This is a genomic window from Klebsiella pneumoniae (assembly GCF_000742135.1).
Lineage (GTDB): Bacteria > Pseudomonadota > Gammaproteobacteria > Enterobacterales > Enterobacteriaceae > Klebsiella > Klebsiella pneumoniae.
The window spans coordinates 3,594,753-3,615,062 of record NZ_KN046818.1; the positions used below are offsets into that span (position 1 = coordinate 3,594,753).

Genomic DNA, 20,310 nt, shown 5'->3' on the forward strand with positions numbered 1-20,310 from the left:
CGTATTTGACTCGCAGGCATGTAACGCACAGGTGATTTTGTGGAAAAAGCGATAGTTCCGCCGGAAAAGAAGCCCTATCAGGAGATTGGTGATGACCTGCGCGCCCAGATCGTGCAGGGGCGCTACCCGGTCGGGTCGCGTTTGCCGCCGGAACGCCATATTGCCGAAACCTATGGCGTCAGCCGGACCATCGTGCGCGAAGCGCTGCTGATGCTGGAGCTGCAGGGGACGGTGGATATTCGTCAGGGATCCGGGGTGTATGTCATGCGCATTCCCCACGAGAACGACAGCGAAGAGGAGCAGCTGCTCAGCAGCGACGTCGGCCCGTTTGAAATTCTCCAGGCGCGCCAGCTGCTGGAGAGCAACATCGCCGCCTTTGCCGCGAAAATGGCCACCCGCGCCGATATCGACAATCTGAAGCGGATTATTGAACAGGAGCAGCGGGCAATCGCTCTCAACGACACCGCGCAGGATAACGCTCGTCTGTTCCATCTGGTGCTCGCCGGGGCGACGCAGAACCAGATGCTGTTGGCGACGGTAGAGCGGATCTGGCTGCAAATGGACAGCAGCCCGCTGTGGCAGCAGTTCAATGTGCATATTGCCAGCCGCGCCTGGCGGCTGAAATGGCTCGGCGACCGGCAGACCCTGCTCGCCGCGCTGCGGCGTCGCGATGTGATGGGCGCCTGGCAGGCGATGTGGCAGCATCTGGAAAACGTCAAAAACAGCCTGCTGGAGCTGTCCGATGAGGACGCCCCCGACTTTGACGGCTATCTGTTCGACTCAGTGCCGATTTTTCAGGGGAAGCTGGTATGACGATCCTGCCGCTGTACGCTGCGCCGCAGTACGCCCCGCAGGTGACCGACTGGCTGTGGCAGGCCTTTGGCGACGAGACGCTGCCGCGGCAATTCTTCGCCAGCATTGTGCAGCATAGCCAGACGGCGGAGGCGCTACCGTTGACCTTTATTGCGGTGGAAGGCGAGCAGTTGCTCGGCACGATTGGCCTCTGGCGCTGCGATTTGATCAGCCGCCAGGATCTGTTTCCCTGGCTGGCGGCGCTGTTCGTCGCGCCCGCCGCCCGCGGTCAGGGGCTGGCCGGAAAACTGCAGCGGCATGTGATCGATTATGCCCGCCGCGCGGGCTTTCGGGAGCTCTATCTCTACTCCGCCTGCCGGGATTTCTATGAACGCTTCGGCTGGCGCTACATCGGCGAGGGGCTGGATTACCCGGCCACCGCCGTGCACCTCTATCGCTATGACTTATCGCCTTCCTGCGGGGCGACCACCGAGTGACGACGGACCAGCGTCGGGCTGAACAGATGGGTGATCTCCGGCGCCGGCCGCTGCTCCGCCAGGGCTAAAGCCAGCTCGGCCGCCTGGGTCGCCATCGTGACGATCGGATAGCGGACGGTAGTCAACCGCGGGCGGACATAGCGCGAAATCAGGACATCGTCGAAGCCAATCAGCGAAATCTCCCGCGGAACGTCGATGCCGTTGTCATTCAGCACCCCCATCGCGCCGGCGGCCATCGAGTCGTTATAGCAGGCGACGGCGCTAAAGTGGCGACCGCGGCCAAGCAGTTCGGTCATCGCCTGTTCGCCGCCGCTTTCATCCGGCTCGGCAAACGTGACCAGCCGGTCGTTGCACGGCAGGCCGCTCTCCTCCAGCGCCGCGTAGTACCCCTGCAGCCGATCTTCCGCATCGGAGATATCGTGGTTTGAGCACAGATAGCCGATACGCGTGTGCCCCTGCTGGATCAAATGGCGGGTCGCCAGCCAGGCGCCGTAGCGGTCGTCCAGCGCCACGCAGCGGGTTTCATATCCGGGCAGGATGCGGTTGATCAGCACCATACCCGGGATCTGTTTCATCAGCCCGGCGAGTTCCTCATCGGGGATCATTTTGGCGTGCACCACCAACGCCGCGCAGCGATGGCGGATCAGCTGCTCTATCGCCTGGCGCTCCTTCTGCACGTTGTGGTAGCCATTGCCAATCAGCAAAAAGTTGCCGGTGCGGTAGGCCACCTGTTCGACGGCTTTGACCATCGCGCCGAAGAAGGGGTCGGAGACATCGCCCACCACCAGACCGACGGTTTCCGTTGACTGCTGGGCCAGCGCCCGGGCGTTCGCGTTGGGGTGATAGTTCAGGGTTTCCATCGCCGCGCCCACGGACTGACGCGAAGCTTCGCTGGCTTTGGGAGAGTTGTTGATGACGCGGGAGACGGTAGCGACGGAGACTCCTGCGAGTCGGGCTACATCCTTAATAGTCGCCATACCATGCCTTTTCTAGGGTAAGCGTTTACATACTGCTATGTTACGGGAAAGAGCGGCAGATTCAAGGCGCGGCGGCGAAGGAATGGCGCAAATGTGATTCAGCGCGGGCTTATCGGTGACCTGGTTACATTGACGCGATCGGTAATTGAAACCGGCGCAGGGAAATACAAACCTTTGCTTACACTTTGCGATGCGCTGTTGCGAATGTTCGCTGGTTTGTTCGCGGATCCGGTTGATATTCTGGCTATCCCAGAGGTATTGATAGGTGGAGTCAACGTCACGTTGACCACTTTACTTACACCAGCCTGCGCAGATGCGCAGGTTTTTTTTTGCCCGCTATCGGCGTTGTTACAGATAGCGAAAATCGTAATACCTCGTTGCACTTAGGCTCACTCCCTTGCGTTTTCCCGCTGGCCCGTTACGGCCAAAAAACGTGACAATCGAGATCCCAGAGGTATTGATAGGTGAGTTTCTCAGGTACGCTCTTCGTACTGAACGTCTTACACCGACCTGCGCGGATGCGCAGGTTTTTTTTATTCCGAAAATCCCCCCGCTGCACTGCTTTCCCATGCCTTCTCGTGTAACCTGCTTTGACTCATCAACCGGTCACATGGAGTTGTTATGCTTTTGGGATTTTTCAGACTGCTGTTCAAGGGGTTATACCGGGTCAGACTGACCGGCGACACGCAGGCTTTATACCAGCAAAAGGTCTTAATCACCCCGAACCACGTCTCTTTCCTCGACGGCATTCTGCTGGCGCTGTTTTTGCCGGTCCGACCGGTTTTTGCGGTCTATACCTCAATCAGCCAGCGCTGGTTTATGCGCGCGCTGACGCCGATTATCGATTTTGTGCCGCTGGACCCGACCAAGCCGATGTCGATCAAACATCTGGTGCGCCTGATTGAGCAGGGGCGGCCGGTGGTTATTTTCCCGGAAGGGCGAATTTCGGTCAGCGGCTCGCTGATGAAAATTTATGACGGTGCCGCCTTTGTCGCCGCCAAATCGCAGGCGACCATTGTGCCGCTGCGTATTGAAGGCGCCGAACTGACGCCCTTCAGCCGGCTGAAGGGGCTGGTGAAACGTCGCCTGTTCCCGCGTATTCAGCTGCATCTCCTGCCGCCCACCCATCTGCCGATGCCCGAGGCGCCGCGCGCCCGCGACCGGCGGAAGATCGCCGGGGAGATGCTGCACCAGATCATGATGGAAGCCCGGATGGCGGTGCGCCCGCGGGAAACCCTGTATGAGTCGCTGCTGGCGGCGCAGGACCGCTTCGGCGCGCGCAAACCCTGCGTGGAGGATATCAACTTCCAGCCGGATACCTATCGCAAGCTGCTGACCAAAACCCTGTTTGTCGCCCGCATTCTGGAAAAATACAGCCAGCCGGGCGAGAAGATCGGCCTGATGCTGCCTAACGCCGGCATCAGCGCGGCGGTGATTTTCGGCGCTATCGCCCGCGGGCGTATTCCGGCGATGATGAACTATACCGCCGGGGTGAAAGGGCTCAGCAGCGCGATAGCCGCCGCGGAGCTCAACACCATTTTCACCTCGCGCACCTTCCTCGATAAAGGCAAACTCTGGCACCTGCCGGAGCAGCTGACCCAGGTGCGCTGGGTATTCCTGGAAGATCTTAAAGGCGATATCACCCTCGCTGACAAACTGTGGATTTTTGCTCATCTGCTGGCGCCGCGTCTGGCGCAGGTTAAGCAGCAGCCTGAAGACGCGGCGATGATCCTCTTCACCTCCGGTTCCGAGGGCAATCCGAAAGGGGTGGTGCACAGCCATAAGAGTCTGCTGTCCAACGTCGAGCAGATCAAAACTATCGCCGACTTTACCGCCAATGACCGCTTTATGTCGGCGCTGCCGCTGTTCCACTCTTTTGGCCTCACCGTCGGCCTGCTAACGCCGCTGCTTACCGGGGCGGAAGTGTTTCTCTATCCCAGCCCGCTGCACTATCGCGTGGTGCCGGAGCTGGTCTACGATCGCAACTGTACGGTGCTGTTCGGCACTTCGACCTTCCTCGCCAACTATGCCCGTTTCGCCAATCCGTACGATTTCTACCGCCTGCGCTACGTGGTCGCCGGGGCGGAGAAGCTGCAGGAGAGCACCAAACAGCTGTGGCAGGATAAATTCGGCCTGCGCATTCTCGAAGGCTATGGCGTGACCGAGTGCGCGCCGGTGGTCTCGATTAACGTGCCGATGGCGGCGAAGGTCGGCACCGTGGGCCGCATCCTGCCGGGGATGGACGCCCGCCTGCTGGCGATGCCAGGCATTGAGCAAGGGGGGCGGCTGCAGCTGAAAGGGCCGAACATCATGAAAGGCTACCTGCGGGTGGAAAACCCCGGCGTGCTGGAAGCGCCTGCGGCGGAAAACCAGCACGGCGAGATGGAAGCGGGCTGGTATGACACCGGGGATATCGTTACCTTCGACGAGCAGGGCTATGTCCGCATTCAGGGCCGCGCGAAGCGCTTCGCCAAAATCGCCGGCGAGATGATCTCCCTCGAGATGGTGGAGCAGGTGGCCCTCGGCGCGTCGCCGGACAAAATGCACGCCACGGCGATTAAACAGGACGCCAGCAAAGGCGAGGCGCTGGTGCTGTTTACCACCGATAATGAACTGACTCGTGAAGCCCTGCTGCGCTACGCTCGCCAGCACGGCGTACCGGAGCTGGCGGTGCCGCGAGATATACGCTGGCTGAAACAGCTACCGGTGCTCGGCAGCGGCAAGCCAGACTATGTCACCCTGAAAAATATGGTCGACGAGGCGGAAACAACCCATGAGTGAGTCAGTACATACTAACCCTTCGCTGTACTCGAAAGGGATGCTGGCGGTGATCTGCGCTCAGTTCCTGTCGGCCTTCGGCGACAATGCGCTTCTCTTCGCCACCCTGGCGCTGATGAAGCAGCTCTATTATCCGGAGTGGAGCCAGCCGGTCTTGCAGATGTTGTTTGTGGGCGCTTACATCCTCTTTGCCCCCTTTGTCGGCCAGTTCGCCGATAGCTTTGCCAAAGGCCGGGTGATGATGGTGGCCAACGGCCTGAAACTGCTCGGCGCCGGCTGCATCTGCTTCGGCGTCAATCCGTTTATCGGCTATACGCTGGTGGGGATTGGCGCCGCCGCCTATTCGCCGGCCAAGTATGGCATTCTCGGCGAACTCACCACCGGCGATAAGTTAGTGAAGGCTAACGGACTGATGGAGTCCTCGACCATCGCGGCGATCCTGCTGGGCTCCATGGCCGGCGGGATCCTCGCCGACTGGCACGTGCTGGCGGCGCTGATCGTCTGCGCGCTGGTCTACGGCGGGGCGGTAGTGGCTAACCTGTGGATACCCAGGCTGCCGGCGGCGCGTCCGGGGCAGTCGTGGCGTTTTAAGCCAATGACGCACAGCTTCTTCAGCGCCTGCCGGACGCTGTGGCGCAACGGCGAAACCCGCTTTTCGCTGATGGGCACCAGCCTGTTCTGGGGCGCTGGCGTGACCCTGCGTTTCCTGCTGGTGATCTGGGTGCCGGTGGCGCTGGGCATTACCAGCAACGCCATGCCCACCTATCTTAATGCGATGGTAGCGGTGGGGATTGTGCTGGGTGCCGGGGCGGCGGCGAAGCTGGTGACCCTGGAGACGGTGTCGCGCTGTATGCCGGCCGGGATTTTGATCGGTATCGCGGTGATAGCCTTTGCGGTGCAGCAGTCGCTGCTGCCGGCGTTCGGTCTGCTGCTGCTGCTCGGGGTGTTCGGCGGGTTCTTTATCGTACCGCTGAACGCGCTGCTGCAGGAGCGTGGGAAACATTCGGTCGGGGCAGGTAACGCCATTGCGGTACAGAACCTCGGTGAGAACGTGGCGATGCTGCTGATGCTGGGGCTCTATTCCCTGGCGGTGAGCGTGGGCGTTCCACCGGTCGCCGTGGGGATAGGCTTTGGCGCGGTATTCGCCGTGGCCATCGCCGCGCTGTGGGTCTGGGGGCGGCGTAAATAACCTCCCGGCTTGCGCTGCGCTTGACTGGGCGAGGGGGGCGCCAATATCTGCTCTTCGGTAGCCCGGGTAAGGCGTATACGCCGCTACCCGGGGCTTTGCTTTCTTACGGCGCCGGGTAGGTATAAACCTGATGCACCGCCTCAATCTCCGCTAATACCTCTTCGCTCAGCTCAAGCTGCAAACTTTCCACGTTGGCCTGCAGCTGCGTCATGGTCGTCGCCCCCAGCAGGGTGCTGGCGACAAACGGCTGCCGACGCACAAAGGCCAGCGCCATTTGCGCCGGATCGAGGCCGTGGCGTTTGGCGATATCCACATAGGCCGCTACCGCTTTCTGCGACTGCTCGCTGCTGTAGCGCGTAAAGCGGCTGAACAGCGTATTGCGCGCCCCCGCCGGCTTCGCACCGTTGAGATACTTGCCGGTCAGTGTGCCGAAAGCCAGGCAAGAGTAGGCCAGCAGCTCCACGCCTTCGAACTGACTCACTTCCGCGAGGCCGACTTCAAAGCTGCGGTTCAGCAGGCTGTAAGGATTCTGAATAGTCACGATCCGCGGGAGGTCGTGCTTATCCGCCAGGTGCAGATAACGCATCACGCCGAAGGCGGTTTCGTTCGACACGCCGATGTAGCGGATCTTCCCGGCGCGCTGGAACTCGGTCAGCGCTTCGAGGGTATCCAGCAGCGTCACGGCGGGCGCGGCGTCGGCCCAGGTATAGCCCAGCTTGCCAAAGCAGTTGGTTGGCCGCTGCGGCCAGTGAACCTGATATAAATCGAGATAATCGGTCTGCAGCCGCTTCAGGCTGGCGTGCAGCGCCTCGCGGATATTTTTGCGGTCCAGGACGTGATTGGGCCGAATGCTGCTGTCGTTATTGCGCGCGGGCCCGCTGACTTTCGAGGCGAGCACCAGCTTTTCGCGATTGCCGCGTTTCGCCAGCCAGTTGCCGACGTAGGTTTCAGTCAGCCCCTGGGTTTCCGGGCGCGGCGGGACCGGGTACATTTCAGCGACATCGATCAGGTTGATGCCGTTGGCAACCGCGTAATCGAGCTGCTGGTGGGCATCGGCCTCGCTATTCTGTTCGCCAAAAGTCATGGTTCCCAGCCCGAGGGTGCTGATTTCAAGAGAACTGTGTGGGATACGGTGATACTGCATAGCCAGCTTCCTTTTTATTTATAAGGTCAGGCATTCCCCGACAAAGGAGTATCAACATGGCAGAGGGTGAGAAAAAGAGGAAGTAAAAAATCAAAAAAGCCGGGTGACGAGGAGGGGCGGTGGGTGAAACCCGCGGCGTCCTGGTATATCCCGACTCTTCTCAAAAGACTGGTGGTCGGTAAGCGCAGCGTCAACAGAAGCTGGGGCCGACAGGGAAAGATTAACGCTTAATGATTTGCGAAACGTCGTCACGATTGATCTGCATTTTATTACCCTGCTGATCTTCGTAACTGATTAAACCGGTATCGTCATCCACGGTAGGTTTACCGTCGGTCAGGATCATTCGCCCATCTTTGGTCGCCATGACGTAATCGCTGCTGCAACCGGAAACCGAGAACGCCAGTCCTACGGCGGAAATCAATACTGCCCATTTCTTCATCGTCAACACCTCTTCAGTAGCTGCACCCCATACCCGTCTATTAATAGCCTGATTTGTGAGACATAAAAAGCAGTAAAGTCTGAAAAAGGGTTGCAGCCTGTGACCAGGCTGCAATTTTGTGGTTTACAGCGGGTTTTTCTTATTACGCAGCAGGTTAAGGCTCTCCACCGCGATAGAGAAGAACATGGCGAAATAGATGTATCCCTTCGGCACATGGACGTCGAAGCTTTCCAGCATCAGGGTAAAGCCGACGAGGATCAGAAACGACAGCGCCAGCATTTTCACCGAAGGATGACGGTCAACAAAATCGCCGATGGGTCGCGCGGCGAACATCATCACCCCCACCGCGATCACCACTGCCGCCATCATGATGAACAGATGATCCGACAGGCCGACGGCGGTGATCACTGAATCGAGGCTAAAGATGATATCCAGCAGCATGATCTGCACGATGGCGCCGAGGAAGGAGTGGACGTTGGTCTTCAGCCCCTCCTCTTCACCTTCGATAGATTCATGGATCTCTTTACTGGCTTTCCAGATAAGGAATAGCCCGCCGAGCAGCAAGATCAGATCGCGAAACGAGATCTCCTGACCGAAAACGGTAAAGAGCGGGTTGGTAAGCTTAACGACCCAGGCGATTGAGGCCAGCAGCGCCAGACGCATGACCATCGCGCCCATCAAACCGATCCGGCGCGCATGGGCGCGCTGGGCGGTGGGGAGCTTAGCCACGACCAGAGAGAGGAAAATAATATTGTCGATCCCGAGCACGATCTCCAGCAGCGTCAATGTGCCCAGCGCCAGCCAGGCGTTAGGATCGGTTATCCATGCAAATAACATTGTTCAAAGTCCTGCAAAATAGAAAGCAGCAATTATATGCAACCCCCAACGCAGAACAAAAAATTAATCGTGTTGTAACAAGAAATGGCGGGCAAGCAGAGCGGCGGTAAAATTCTTTTTCAGATAGAAACCGCGCGGCAGCGTGAGGATTGTCTCCCCGCGGGCGCCGATGGCTTCGGTCAGCGCCTTGCTGTTGGCGGCTTTCGGTCTTAACTGCAGCACCTCGCCGTGGCGGGCGGTAATGCGCTCGACCTCACCGAGAACAATGAGATCCATCAGCTCTTCCCAGTCCATGCGCAGCTGGCGCTCCTCGTCTTCGTCCGGGCTCCACAGCAGCGGTGCGCCGACGCGCCGCGCCGCCAGCGGGATGGTGCGTTCACCCTCCACCGGGATCCACAGGACGCGCTGCAGCTTATGCCGTACATGGCTGCTCTCCCAGGTGACGCCGCTATTGCCGGTTAACGGGGCGACGCAGACGAAGGTGGTCTCCAGCGGGCGTCCCCGGCTGTCGATGGGGATCGTTTTGAGCTCGACCCCCAGCGCGGCGAAATCCTGCTCGGGTTTACTGCCTGCGCTGGCGCCCAGCCACAGCTCCAGCAGAATGCCCGTCCAGCCTTTATCGCGCTTCAGATCGCGCGGAATGGGGATCCCCGCCAGCGCCGCCAGCTCGCCCAGCGAATAGCCGGCCAGCTGGCGGGCCTGGGCCAGCAGCTGTTCCTGACTTTGCGGCGGTGAGGCGAGCGGAGCGATAGCGGGCATAGGGTAATACCTTTGGTTAAAAAGTGAGCGCTAATTTTGCGCGTTGTGGATAGAGTTTACCGTTTTCTGAGTAACTATACCAATCTCATGATTTATATGGCTTTTTAAACTCATCATGCGGCTTATGAAAACGGTGTAAACGGGTTTTCCAGAACTGGTCACTGACAATAAACAGGATCTTACACCATGTTATCCACAGAAAAGTGGGATAACTGGGGAAAAGACTCACTACTGGTTCGATTTACAGCCTTGACGTGCGACGAAAATCGAATTTTTAGAGAAAATCTGCCGGTGGCCTGCGCGTAATCTGTGGATAAAATCGACATTGCTCGATCTTTCATCAGTCGGCGGATCGCATGTGTGATGATCGTCACGTTATGCTGTAATGTGTGAAAGGAATATATTCTAACTTTATGAATATGATACTATTATTTTCAGATGCTAGCGATGCGATGTTCGGATTACTCTGGGTTTTCCCGGGTTAATTCCGTACTTCTTCACAACTCTATCCACAGAAAAAGTGAATAAAATCGGCTGTCACGCGCTTTCATTGTTTATAACTCTGGCAATTACTGTGAGTTATTCAAATGTTATCCGTTCTCAGTGTGCGAACAGAGTGGTTTACCGTTTCCGGCGAGTGTGAAACAATCATTCACATTGAAGCTTATCTTGAGGTAGTCCGGTGATTGATGACGATGGCTACCGCCCAAATGTCGGTATTGTAATCTGTAATCGTCAGGGCCAGGTGATGTGGGCCCGGCGCTATGGTCAGCACTCGTGGCAGTTCCCGCAAGGGGGCATTAATCCAGGAGAATCCGCAGAGCAGGCGATGTATCGGGAATTGTTTGAAGAGGTCGGGTTAAGCCGTAAAGATGTGCGGATCCTGGCCTCAACCCGTAACTGGCTGCGTTACAAGTTGCCTAAACGTTTGGTGCGTTGGGACACAAAGCCGGTTTGTATCGGCCAGAAACAAAAGTGGTTTCTTTTGCAGTTGATCGGCAATGATGCGGACATCAATATGCAAACCAGCAGTACACCTGAATTTGATGGTTGGCGCTGGGTGAGTTACTGGTACCCGGTTCGCCAGGTGGTGTCGTTTAAGCGCGACGTCTACCGCCGGGTGATGAAAGAGTTCGCCAGCGTGACCATGTCGCTGGCGGAGAGCGCACCTAAGCCGCAAAACGCGCCTGCTTATCGACGTAAAAGAGGTTAAGCCACGCACATTATGCTCACTCGGTTGCGAGAAATAGTCGAGAAGGTCGCGAGCGCGCCGCGTTTAAACGAGGCGCTGGATATTCTGGTGACGGATGTCTGCCAGGCGATGGAGACGGAAGTCTGCTCGGTTTACCTGGCTGACAATGACCGACGCTGCTATTACCTGATGGCCACCCGCGGGTTAAAAAAACCTCGCGGGCGCACCGTTGCGCTGGCGTTCGATGAAGGCCTGGTGGGGCTGGTTGGCCGCCTGGCGGAACCCATCAACCTCGCCGATGCGCAAAAACACCCCAGCTTCAAATATATCCCCGCCGTCAAAGAGGACCGCTTCCGCGCCTTCCTTGGCGTGCCGATCATTCAGCGCCGCCAGCTGCTGGGCGTGCTGGTGGTCCAGCAGCGCGAGCTGCGTCAGTTTGATGAAAGCGAAGAGTCTTTCCTCGTCACCCTCGCCACCCAGATGGCGGCGATCCTCTCCCAGTCCCAGCTGAACGCCCTGTTCGGCCAGTATCGTCAAACGCGCATTCGCGCTCTGCCGGCCTCTTCCGGGGTGGCGATCGCCGAGGGCTGGATGGACGTCAGCCTGCCGCTGATGGAGCAGGTGTATGAAGCCTCGACGCTGGACACCGCCTCGGAACGCGAACGCCTGACCGGTGCGCTGGAAGAGGCGGCCAACGAGTTTCGTCGCTACAGCAAACGCTACGCCGCCGGGGCGCAAAAAGAGACGGCGGCGATCTTCGATCTCTACTCGCACCTGCTCTCTGACGCCCGCCTGCGTCGCGAGCTGTTTGCCGAAGTTGACAAAGGCGCCGTCGCCGAGTGGGCCGTCAAAAAGATCATTGAGAAGTTCGCCGAACAGTTTGCCGCGCTGAGCGACGGCTATTTGAAAGAGCGGGCCGGCGATCTGCGTACCCTGGGCCAGCGTCTGCTGTTCCATCTCGACGACAGTATTCAGGGGCCCAACACCTGGCCGGCGCGCATTATCCTCGTGGCGGACGAGCTGTCGGCCACCACCCTCGCCGAAGTGCCGCAGGATCGCCTGGCCGGCGTGGTGGTGCGCGATGGCGCCGCCAACTCCCATGCCGCTATTATGGTGCGGGCCCTCGGCATCCCAACGGTGATGGGCGCCGATATTCAGCCCTCGCTGCTGCATGGCCATACGCTGATTGTCGATGGCTATCGCGGTGAACTGCTGGTGGATCCTGAACCTGTCCTGTTGCAGGAGTATCAGCGCCTTATCAGCGAAGAGAACGAACTCAGCCGCCTGGCGGAGGACGATCTCCAGCGCGCGTCGGAGCTGAAAAGCGGCGAGCGGGTGAAAGTCATGCTCAACGCCGGCTTAAGCCCGGAGCACGAAGAGAAGCTCGGCAGCTTTGTTGACGGCATTGGCCTCTACCGCACCGAAATTCCCTTTATGCTGCAGAGCGGCTTCCCCTCAGAAGAGGAGCAGGTCGCCCAGTATCAGGGCATGCTGCAGATGTTTAACAGCAAACCGGTGACCCTGCGTACCCTGGACATCGGCGCGGATAAACAGCTGCCGTATATGCCGATCAGCGAAGAGAACCCGTGCCTCGGCTGGCGCGGGATCCGCATCACCCTCGATCAGCCGGAGATCTTTTTGATCCAGGTGCGGGCGATGCTGCGCGCCAACGCCGCCACCGGCAACCTCAGCATTTTGCTGCCGATGGTGACCAGTCTGGAGGAGGTGGATGAGGCCCGTCGGCTGATCGATCGCGCCAGCCGGGAAGTGGAAGAGATGATCGGCTACGCCATCCCACGTCCGCGCCTGGGGGTGATGCTGGAGGTCCCGTCGATGGTCTTTATGCTGCCGCAGCTGGCCAGCCGGATCGATTTTATTTCGGTAGGGACGAACGACCTGACCCAGTACCTGCTGGCCGTCGACCGCAACAATACCCGGGTCGCCAGCATGTATGACAGCCTGCATCCTGCGGTATTGCGGGCGCTGGCGATGATCGCCCATGACGCGGAGCGCTTTGGCATCGATCTGCGCCTGTGCGGCGAGATGGCGGGCGACCCGATGTGCGTGACGATCCTTATCGGCCTCGGTTACCGCCATCTGTCGATGAACGGCCGCTCGGTGGCGAGGGTGAAGTATCTGCTGCGCCGCATTGATATCGAAGAGGCGCAGGAGCTGTCGCGTCGCAGCCTCGATGCGCAGATGACCGCCGAGGTGCGCCATCAGGTGGCGGCCTTTATGGAGCGTCGCGGTCTCGGCGGCCTGATCCGCGGCGGGCGGTAGCGCCAGCCCGGGTGAGGCGTAAGCCGTAACCCGGGGATCCTCTGCTCGCACCCTCCGGCAAAGTAGGGTACCGCCGGGAAAACGGCATTCTGTTAGCATCCGTATACATATCTTTTACACGTTCGGCGCGGATCGCTCTTGTGGCTTATGCTATGATTCGCCTCCTTCGGCGTGCCCGTTTTGTTCGGGTATGGATCATCACCGCTGTCCACTTTCGGCGGAATAACAAGTCTTTATGGTGACAGATGAATAGTGGCTACCTGCATTTTCCGGAGTTCGATCCGGTCATTTTTTCTCTAGGCCCGGTCTCCCTCCACTGGTACGGTTTGATGTACCTGGTGGGCTTTGTCTTTGCGATGTGGCTGGCCACCCGTCGGGCGAATCGTCCGGGCAGCGGCTGGACGAAAAATGAAGTGGAAAACCTGCTCTACGCGGGCTTCCTCGGCGTCTTCCTGGGCGGCCGTATCGGCTACGTGCTGTTTTACAACCTGCCGGTATTTCTTGCCGATCCGCTGTATCTGTTCCGCGTCTGGGACGGCGGCATGTCGTTCCACGGCGGCCTGATCGGCGTGATCCTGGTGATGATTATCTTCGCCAGACGCACCAAACGCACCTTCTTCCAGGTCTCCGATTTTATCGCGCCGCTGATCCCGTTTGGTCTTGGCGCCGGGCGTCTGGGCAACTTTATCAACGGCGAGCTGTGGGGCCGCGTAGACCCGAGCTTCCACTACACGATGATTTTCCCGGGCTCCCGTGCCGAAGACCTGGCGCTGCTGCCGACGCATCCGGAATGGCAATCGCTGTTCGATACCTACGGCGCGCTGCCGCGTCACGCGTCGCAGCTGTACGAGCTGGCGCTGGAAGGCGTGGTACTGTTCCTGATCCTCAACCTGTTTATCCGTAAACCGCGCCCGACCGGCTCCGTTTCCGGTCTGTTCCTGATTGGCTACGGCCTGTTCCGCATCATCGTGGAATTCTTCCGCCAGCCCGACGCCCAGTTCACCGGCGGCTGGGTGCAGTACATCAGTATGGGGCAGATTCTTTCGATCCCGATGGTGCTTGCGGGTATCATTATGATGGTTTGGGCTTACCGCCACCGTCCGCAGCAACAGAATTCTTGAGGAACCATGAAACAGTATCTTGATTTGATGCAGAAAGTGCTCACCGAGGGCACGCCAAAAAATGACCGCACCGGCACTGGCACGATCTCCATTTTCGGCCATCAGATGCGTTTTAACCTGCAGGAAGGCTTCCCGCTGGTGACCACCAAGCGCTGTCATTTACGCTCCATCATCCATGAACTGCTGTGGTTCCTGCAGGGCGACACCAACATCGCCTATCTGCACAAGAACAACGTCACCATCTGGGACGAGTGGGCGGATGAGAATGGCGACCTGGGGCCGGTCTACGGCAAACAGTGGCGTTCCTGGCCTGCGCCGGACGGCCGCCATATCGACCAGATCAGCACGGTGATGAACCAGCTGAAAAACGACCCGGACTCCCGCCGGATCATCGTCTCGGCATGGAACGTCGGCGAGCTGGATAAAATGGCGCTGGCGCCGTGCCACGCCTTCTTCCAGTTCTACGTCGCCGACGGCAAGCTCTCCTGCCAGCTGTATCAGCGTTCCTGCGATGTGTTCCTCGGCCTGCCGTTCAATATCGCCAGCTATGCGCTGCTGGTGCATATGGTAGCGCAGCAGTGCGATCTGCAGGTCGGTGATTTCGTCTGGACCGGCGGAGACACCCATCTGTACAGCAACCATCTTGAGCAGACCAACCTGCAGCTAAGCCGCGAACCGCGTCCGCTGCCGAAGCTGGTCATCAAACGCAAGCCGGCGTCGATCTTCGACTACCGCTTTGAAGACTTCGAGATTGAAGGTTACGATCCGCACCCGGGCATTAAAGCGCCGGTGGCGATTTAACCCCCAGCAGAGATGACTAACCGGCGCCCGATGGCGCCGGTTTTTTTATGCCCTTCGCACCACCCGATGGGAGCGCTTTCCGTTACCACCGGGAGAAGGTCGTTTTCACCTGCCCCAGGCCACAGGTGGTTGCGGTGGGCGAAGTTGGGTAGACGCTCGCAAAAAAATGTCCTTCTGTCGAGTATGCAAAGCTTTTTTGCGTATCTGGCCGGGAAAGCTATTTTCCGTCGTCGCGCCAGAGCCAATCGCCGCGGCATACTCGACGCCATGAACAGAGAACATGGCTACACCCTGATGGAAACCCTGGTAACGCTGACACTGATGATGATCCTTAGCGTCGGCGGCCTGTACGGCTGGCAGCGCTGGCAGCAGCAGCAACGACTGTGGCAAACCGCCGTCCAGGTGCGGGATTTTCTGCTCTTTCTGCGCGATGACGCCAACGCCTACAACCGGGACCGCGTGCTTCGCGTCGGCCAGGACGAAGTGGGCTGGTGCCTGAGCGCGGAGGGGGAGGGGCCTGACTGCGCCTCGGGGACATCCTTCACGCTGCGCCCGCGCTGGCCGGGGATCACGCTGGCTGGCGTTACGCCTGGTCTGGGGTTTTATGGTCTGCGCAGCACCGCCTGGGCGGGTAATCTGCGGCTGCAGAGCGCGGCCGGCAGCTGGAGCATTGTGATCTCACACTGGGGGCGGATTCGTTTATGCCGCAGCGACAGCGCAGGAGGGTGTCAGTGAGCCGCCACGGATTTTCCCTGGCGGAGGCGCTTATCGCCATGGCCATCGGCTCGCTGCTGCTGATGGGTGCCTGCCGCTTTCTGCCTGCCCTGCAGCGTCATATTCTGCGCCAGGGCGAACAGCTGGCCCTGGAGAACGAGCTGTGGCAGCGCGTGCATGCCGTGGGAAAACATCTGCAGCGCGCCGGGTACTGCCGGGGAGCGTGCGGCGGAGCCGGGCTGGAGCTAGCCGCTGGCGGCGAGTGTCTGATTGTGCGCTGGGATGCGAACAGCAACGGGAGATGGGAAAACTCCCCCGCGGCAGCGGCGGAGAGCACCGGCTTTCGCCTGCGCGACGGCGCGCTGGAGACCCTGCGCGGGGCCAGCGACTGCCGCGGCGGCGGATGGGAGAAAATCACCAACCCGGCCGCCATCGTGGTGACGCGCTTCTCGGTACAACGTCAGGTCACCCCGGGCTTCGCGCCGGAGCTGAGCGTGACGCTGGCGGCGCGCTCCGCGCAACAGACGGGCCTGACGAGCGAGGTTGAGCAGCGGGTGACGGGGTATAACCTGTGATCCGCCAGCGTGGAATGTCGTCGCTGCTGATGGTGCTCCTGTTGCTGACCCTCGGCAGCCTGTTACTCGAGGGGCTTAACCTGCAGCAGCGGGCGCTGCTGGCGCAAACCGCCAGCGAAACGCAGGCGATCCGCGATACGGCGATAGCCCATTCCGCGCTGCAGTGGGGAAAACAGCAGGTCTGGTCGGCGCAGGTGGCGCTGGCCTGCCGGGAGCAGGCGCCGCAGGGCTGGCGCGCCTGTCTGCGTATCTTCGGCGACGGTTCACTGGTGCTCAGCAGCGCCAGCGGCGAGGTGCAGGTCTGGCAGTCCGGCGAGGTGCGCGGCGGGCAGGTGCGTTTTTCCGCCCACGGCTGGAGCGATTTTTGCCCGCTCAGGGAGGCGAGCTTATGTCAAATGCCCTGAAGCGTCAGCGGGGGTTTAGCCTGCCGGAGACCGTGCTGGCGATGGCGCTGATGGTGCTGACGGTCACCGCGCTGGGCGGCTATCAGCGCGGAATGGCGCAAGGAATTGTCCAGTTGAACCAGACCCGTCAACTGTGGCGCGACGCGTGGCGCTATAGCCAGCTCTCCGCGCCGCCGTCGCCGGCACGCGGTCAGGTAAGCCGTATGCAGACATCGAGGCAAAGATGTGTCAGCATCACGGTAACGATCAGTAGACCCGTTGCAAAGCGGGTGCAGATGACCCGGCTGCATTGCCCGGTCAGCCAGTAGTCAGGAGCAATTATGTTAAGGGTATACCACTCAAACCGGCTGGATGTTCTCGAGGCGTTGATGGAGTTTATCGTCGAGCGCCAGCGGCTGGATGACCCTTTTCAGGCCGAAATGGTGCTGGTGCAGAGTACCGGCATGGCGCAGTGGCTGCAGATGACCCTGGCCGCGCGCTTCGGGATTGCCGCCAATATCGAGTTCCCGCTGCCGGCGAGCTTTATCTGGGATATGTTCGTGCGCGTCCTGAAAGATATTCCGGGCGAAAGCGCCTTCAGCAAGCAGAGCATGAGCTGGAAGCTGATGACCCTCCTGCCGCAGCACCTGGAGGAAGACGATTTTATCCTGCTGCGCCAGTATCTGAGTGATGACGGCGACAAGCGCAAGCTGTTTCAGCTGGCCGCCCGGGTGGCGGACCTCTATGACCAGTACCTCGTCTATCGCCCGGAGTGGCTGATGCGCTGGGAGGCCGGCCAGCGGGTGGAAGGTCTCGGCGATGCCCAGCAGTGGCAGGCGCCGCTGTGGCAGGCGCTGGTGAGCTACACCGCCGAGCTGGGGCAGCCGCAGTGGCACCGCGCCAATCTCTACCAGCGCTTTATCAGTACCCTGGAAAAAGCGGACGAACCGCCCGCCGGGCTGCCGTCGCGCGTCTTCATCTGCGGGATTTCCGCGCTGCCGCCGGTCTATCTTCAGGCCCTGCAGGCGCTGGGTAAGCATGTCGATGTCTATGTCTTGTTTACCAACCCCTGCCGCTACTACTGGGGAGACATTAAGGATCCGGCGTTTCTGGCGAAGCTGCTGTCGCGTCAGCGGCGCCATCACCGCGAGGCGCGCGCGCTACCTCTGTTTCGCGACACCGAGCAGGCGCCGGGGTTGTTTAATGACGCTGGGGAACAGGATGTCGGCAACCCGTTGCTCGCCTCCTGGGGGAAACTGGGTCGCGACTATATCTACCTGCTGGCGGGGCTGGAGCGCTATGAGGAGCTGGACGCTTTTGTCGACATCGCCCCCGATAACCTGTTGCATAACCTGCAGTCGGATATCCTTGAACTACGCAACGCGGCGGTGGCCGGGCAGAGCGCAGAGGCATTTGCCCACAGTCGCGACAAACGTCCGCTGACGCTGGATGACCGCAGTCTGAGCATTCACGTCTGCCACAGTCCGCAGCGCGAAGTGGAGGTTCTGCACGATAGGCTACTGGCGATGCTGGAGGCGGATCCGACGCTCACGCCGCGGGATATCATCGTCATGGTGGCGGATATCGACAGCTACAGTCCCTATATTCAGGCGGTGTTTGGCGCGGCCAGCGGCGATCGCTGGTTGCCGTGGGCGATCTCCGACCGTCGCGCCCGCGAGTCGCATCCGGTGCTGCAGGCGTTTATCACGCTGCTCTCGCTGCCGGACAGCCGCTTCGCCAGCGAAGATGTGCTGGCGCTGCTGGACGTGCCGGTGCTGGCGGCGCGCTTTAATATCACGGAAGAAGGGCTGCGCTACCTGCGCCAGTGGGTGAACGAGTCCGGCGTCCGCTGGGGAATGGATGACGACAACGTCCGCGAGCTGGACCTGCCTGCGACCGGGCAGCATACCTGGCGGTTCGGCCTCACCCGTATGCTGTTGGGCTACGCCATGGACAGCCGCGAGGGAGAGTGGCAGTCGGTGCTGCCGTATGACGAATCCAGCGGTTTGATCGCCGAGCTGGTGGGCAACCTCGCGTCGCTGCTGATGCAGCTTAATCTGTGGCGACGCGGCCTGGCCCAGCAGCGGCCGCTGGCGGAGTGGCTGCCGGTCTGTCGCGATCTGCTGAATGACTTTTTCCTGCCGGACAGTGAGACCGAAGCGGCGCTGGCGCTGATTGAGCAGCAGTGGCTGGCGGTTATTGATAGCGGTCTGGAGGCGCAGTATGGCGAGCAGGTGCCGCTGACGCTGCTGCGCGATGAGCTGGCCCAGCGCCTCGATCAGCAGCGGATCAGCCAGCGCTTTCTTGCCGGCCCGGTCAATATCTGTACCCTGATGCCGATGCGTTCGATCCCCTTTAAGGTGGTGTGCCTGCTGGGGATGAATGACGGGGTTTATCCGCGCACGCTACCGCCGCTGGGCTTTGATTTAATGAGCCAGAAGCCGCAGCGCGGCGACCGCAGCCGGCGCGATGATGACCGCTATCTGTTCCTCGAGGCGCTGATGTCCGCCGAGCAGACGCTGTATATCAGCTATATCGGCCGTTCGATACAGGACAACAGCGAGCGTTTTCCTTCGGTGCTGGTGCAGGAGCTGGTGGATTATATCGGCCAGAGCCACTGTCTCGCCGGTGACGAAGAGCTTGACTGCGACGCCAGCGAAGCGCGGGTTAAAGCCCACATCACCCATCTGCATACGCGCATGCCGTTCGACGTAGCCAATTTCCAGGAAGACGAGAACAAGAGCTACGCTCGTGAATGGCTGGCGGCCGCCGGCCAGCAGGGAGAGGCGCATAGCGATTTTATACAGCCGCTCACCGCGCCGCCGATTGACAGCCTGCCGTTCGACCAGCTCCTGCGCTTCTGGCAGCACCCGGTACGCGCGTTCTTTCAGCAGCGTTTGCGGGTCAATTTCCGCGCCGAAGAGGACGATATTCCAGACGACGAGCCGTTCACTCTTGAAGGGCTGAGCCGTTATCAACTGAATCAGCAACTGCTCAATACGCTTATTGAGGAGCAGGACGTCTCGGCTATGTTCCGCCGCTTTCGCGCCGCCGGCGAGCTGCCGTATGGCGCCTTTGGCGAGCTGGTCTGGGAGACGCAGCGCCTGGAGATGCAGGCGCTGGCCGAGCGGGTGATGGCCGAGCGCCAGCAGGCGCAGAGCATGGAGATCGATCTGCAGTGCGGCGGCGTGAACCTGACCGGCTGGCTGCAGCAGGTGCAGCCGGACGGTCTGCTGCGCTGGCGGCCTTCGCTGCTGAGCGTCTCCCAGGGGATGCAACTTTGGCTGGAACACCTTGTCTACTGCGCCAGCGGCGGCACCGGCGAGAGCCGGCTGTTTGTGCGGAAAGAGGGAGAGTGGCGCTTTCCGGCGCTGGCGCCCGCCGAGGCGCAGGCGTACCTTAACGAGCTGGTGGATGGCTATTTGCTGGGGATGTCGCAGCCGCTGCTGCTGCTGCCGGAAAGCGGTGGCGCCTGGCTGAAAGCCTGTTACGACGCCGAAAAGGATGTCATCTTAATGGACGAAGAGACGCAGCAGAAAGCGCGGAGCAAATTCCTGCAGACCTACGAAGGGAACATGGTGGTCAGCGGGGAGGGCGCCGATATCTGGTATCAACGCCTGTGGCGTTCGCTGGAGCCGGCGCATTACGAAGAAATCATTGCCCAGACGCAGCGTTATCTGTTACCGCTATATCGTTACCATCGGTCCACACAAATTTAAATAGTATAAAAATTGCGCAGTGAATGGCGGTTCATTTAATATGCGCAACGTATCACGGACTGATGGACATAAAAGGCTGCACGCTGTGCAGCGCAAGTTTGTTAATGATGAGG

Annotated in this window: 19 protein-coding genes; 13 read left to right on the forward strand and 6 right to left on the reverse strand. The window is 60.1% G+C overall.

Annotated features, from left to right (window positions below):
- The first annotated feature begins 39 nt into the window (after window positions 1-39).
- On the forward strand, window positions 40-813 hold the full coding sequence (locus DR88_RS08655) for a GntR family transcriptional regulator (RefSeq protein ID WP_004900355.1): 774 nt from the start codon (window positions 40-42) through the stop codon (window positions 811-813).
- Window positions 810-1,289: a GNAT family N-acetyltransferase gene (locus tag DR88_RS08650; protein WP_023301514.1), complete on the forward strand. Its 480-nt coding sequence runs from the start codon at window positions 810-812 to the stop codon at window positions 1,287-1,289. Before DR88_RS08655 ends, DR88_RS08650 begins: the two co-directional genes overlap by 4 nt.
- Here DR88_RS08650 and galR read toward each other — a convergent pair.
- Window positions 1,250-2,266, reverse strand: a complete 1,017-nt coding sequence (gene galR, locus DR88_RS08645) for an HTH-type transcriptional regulator GalR (protein WP_002915981.1) — start codon at window positions 2,264-2,266, stop codon at window positions 1,250-1,252. The two genes, DR88_RS08650 and galR, sit on opposite strands and share 40 nt — an antisense overlap.
- Window positions 2,267-2,887: 621 nt before the next feature.
- Here galR and aas point away from each other — a divergent pair.
- Both aas and lplT read left to right on the forward strand, forming a co-directional pair.
- Complete coding sequence (gene aas / locus DR88_RS08640) at window positions 2,888-5,047, forward strand: bifunctional acyl-ACP--phospholipid O-acyltransferase/long-chain-fatty-acid--ACP ligase (RefSeq protein ID WP_004149635.1); 2,160 nt, start codon at window positions 2,888-2,890, stop codon at window positions 5,045-5,047.
- Window positions 5,040-6,233, forward strand: coding sequence for a lysophospholipid transporter LplT (gene lplT, locus DR88_RS08635; protein ID WP_002915976.1), 1,194 nt, complete (start codon window positions 5,040-5,042; stop codon window positions 6,231-6,233). Before aas ends, lplT begins: the two co-directional genes overlap by 8 nt.
- Before the next feature lie 103 nt (window positions 6,234-6,336).
- Here lplT and DR88_RS08630 read toward each other — a convergent pair whose 3' ends face one another.
- The 5 genes from DR88_RS08630 to DR88_RS30975 form a co-directional block, all read right to left on the reverse strand.
- Window positions 6,337-7,377, reverse strand: coding sequence for an NADP(H)-dependent aldo-keto reductase (locus DR88_RS08630; RefSeq protein ID WP_002915975.1), 1,041 nt, complete (start codon window positions 7,375-7,377; stop codon window positions 6,337-6,339).
- A 220-nt stretch (window positions 7,378-7,597) separates the two neighbouring features.
- A complete protein-coding gene (locus DR88_RS08625) occupies window positions 7,598-7,816 on the reverse strand; it encodes a YgdI/YgdR family lipoprotein (protein ID WP_002915974.1) in 219 nt (72 codons plus the stop codon).
- Between the two features lie 123 nt (window positions 7,817-7,939).
- Window positions 7,940-8,653: a TerC family protein gene (locus tag DR88_RS08620; protein ID WP_002915973.1), complete on the reverse strand. Its 714-nt coding sequence runs from the start codon at window positions 8,651-8,653 to the stop codon at window positions 7,940-7,942.
- Window positions 8,654-8,716: 63 nt separating this feature from the next.
- Entirely contained in the window at window positions 8,717-9,412 is a 696-nt protein-coding gene (mutH, locus tag DR88_RS08615; protein ID WP_004143967.1) for a DNA mismatch repair endonuclease MutH, read from the reverse strand.
- A gap of 85 nt (window positions 9,413-9,497) precedes the next feature.
- Window positions 9,498-9,641: a hypothetical protein gene (locus DR88_RS30975; protein WP_004218186.1), complete on the reverse strand. Its 144-nt coding sequence runs from the start codon at window positions 9,639-9,641 to the stop codon at window positions 9,498-9,500.
- A 453-nt stretch (window positions 9,642-10,094) separates the two neighbouring features.
- On the opposite strand from DR88_RS30975, the gene rppH reads away from it, so the two are divergent.
- The 9 genes from rppH to recC all read left to right on the forward strand — a co-directional run bounded on the left by rppH (window position 10,095) and on the right by recC (window position 20,197).
- Window positions 10,095-10,625: an RNA pyrophosphohydrolase gene (gene rppH, locus DR88_RS08610; protein WP_002915936.1), complete on the forward strand. Its 531-nt coding sequence runs from the start codon at window positions 10,095-10,097 to the stop codon at window positions 10,623-10,625.
- A 12-nt stretch (window positions 10,626-10,637) separates the two neighbouring features.
- Window positions 10,638-12,884 carry a phosphoenolpyruvate--protein phosphotransferase gene (gene ptsP, locus DR88_RS08605; protein WP_002915935.1) on the forward strand — a complete coding sequence of 749 codons (2,247 nt, stop codon included), beginning with the start codon at window positions 10,638-10,640 and terminating at the stop codon, window positions 12,882-12,884.
- Window positions 12,885-13,129: 245 nt separating this feature from the next.
- Window positions 13,130-14,005: a prolipoprotein diacylglyceryl transferase gene (gene lgt / locus DR88_RS08600; protein WP_002915934.1), complete on the forward strand. Its 876-nt coding sequence runs from the start codon at window positions 13,130-13,132 to the stop codon at window positions 14,003-14,005.
- 6 nt (window positions 14,006-14,011) lie between these two features.
- Window positions 14,012-14,806 (forward strand): thymidylate synthase, encoded by a 795-nt coding sequence (thyA, locus tag DR88_RS08595; protein ID WP_025861626.1) that lies wholly within the window; start codon window positions 14,012-14,014, stop codon window positions 14,804-14,806.
- A gap of 183 nt (window positions 14,807-14,989) precedes the next feature.
- On the forward strand, window positions 14,990-15,541 hold the full coding sequence (locus DR88_RS08590) for a prepilin peptidase-dependent protein (protein WP_002915932.1): 552 nt from the start codon (window positions 14,990-14,992) through the stop codon (window positions 15,539-15,541).
- The gene (locus DR88_RS08585; protein WP_025861631.1) at window positions 15,538-16,095 is read left to right on the forward strand and encodes a prepilin peptidase-dependent protein; all 558 of its coding nucleotides are present in this window, start codon (window positions 15,538-15,540) and stop codon (window positions 16,093-16,095) included. Before DR88_RS08590 ends, DR88_RS08585 begins: the two co-directional genes overlap by 4 nt.
- The gene (locus tag DR88_RS08580; RefSeq protein ID WP_004181182.1) at window positions 16,092-16,499 is read left to right on the forward strand and encodes a DUF2509 family protein; all 408 of its coding nucleotides are present in this window, start codon (window positions 16,092-16,094) and stop codon (window positions 16,497-16,499) included. The genes DR88_RS08585 and DR88_RS08580 overlap by 4 nt, the downstream gene beginning before the upstream one ends.
- Window positions 16,484-16,807 carry a prepilin-type N-terminal cleavage/methylation domain-containing protein gene (locus DR88_RS08575; protein ID WP_002915888.1) on the forward strand — a complete coding sequence of 108 codons (324 nt, stop codon included), beginning with the start codon at window positions 16,484-16,486 and terminating at the stop codon, window positions 16,805-16,807. The genes DR88_RS08580 and DR88_RS08575 overlap by 16 nt, the downstream gene beginning before the upstream one ends.
- A 12-nt stretch (window positions 16,808-16,819) precedes the next feature.
- The gene (recC, locus tag DR88_RS08570) at window positions 16,820-20,197 is read left to right on the forward strand and encodes an exodeoxyribonuclease V subunit gamma (protein WP_004149621.1); all 3,378 of its coding nucleotides are present in this window, start codon (window positions 16,820-16,822) and stop codon (window positions 20,195-20,197) included.
- The last annotated feature ends 113 nt before the right edge of the window (window positions 20,198-20,310 follow it).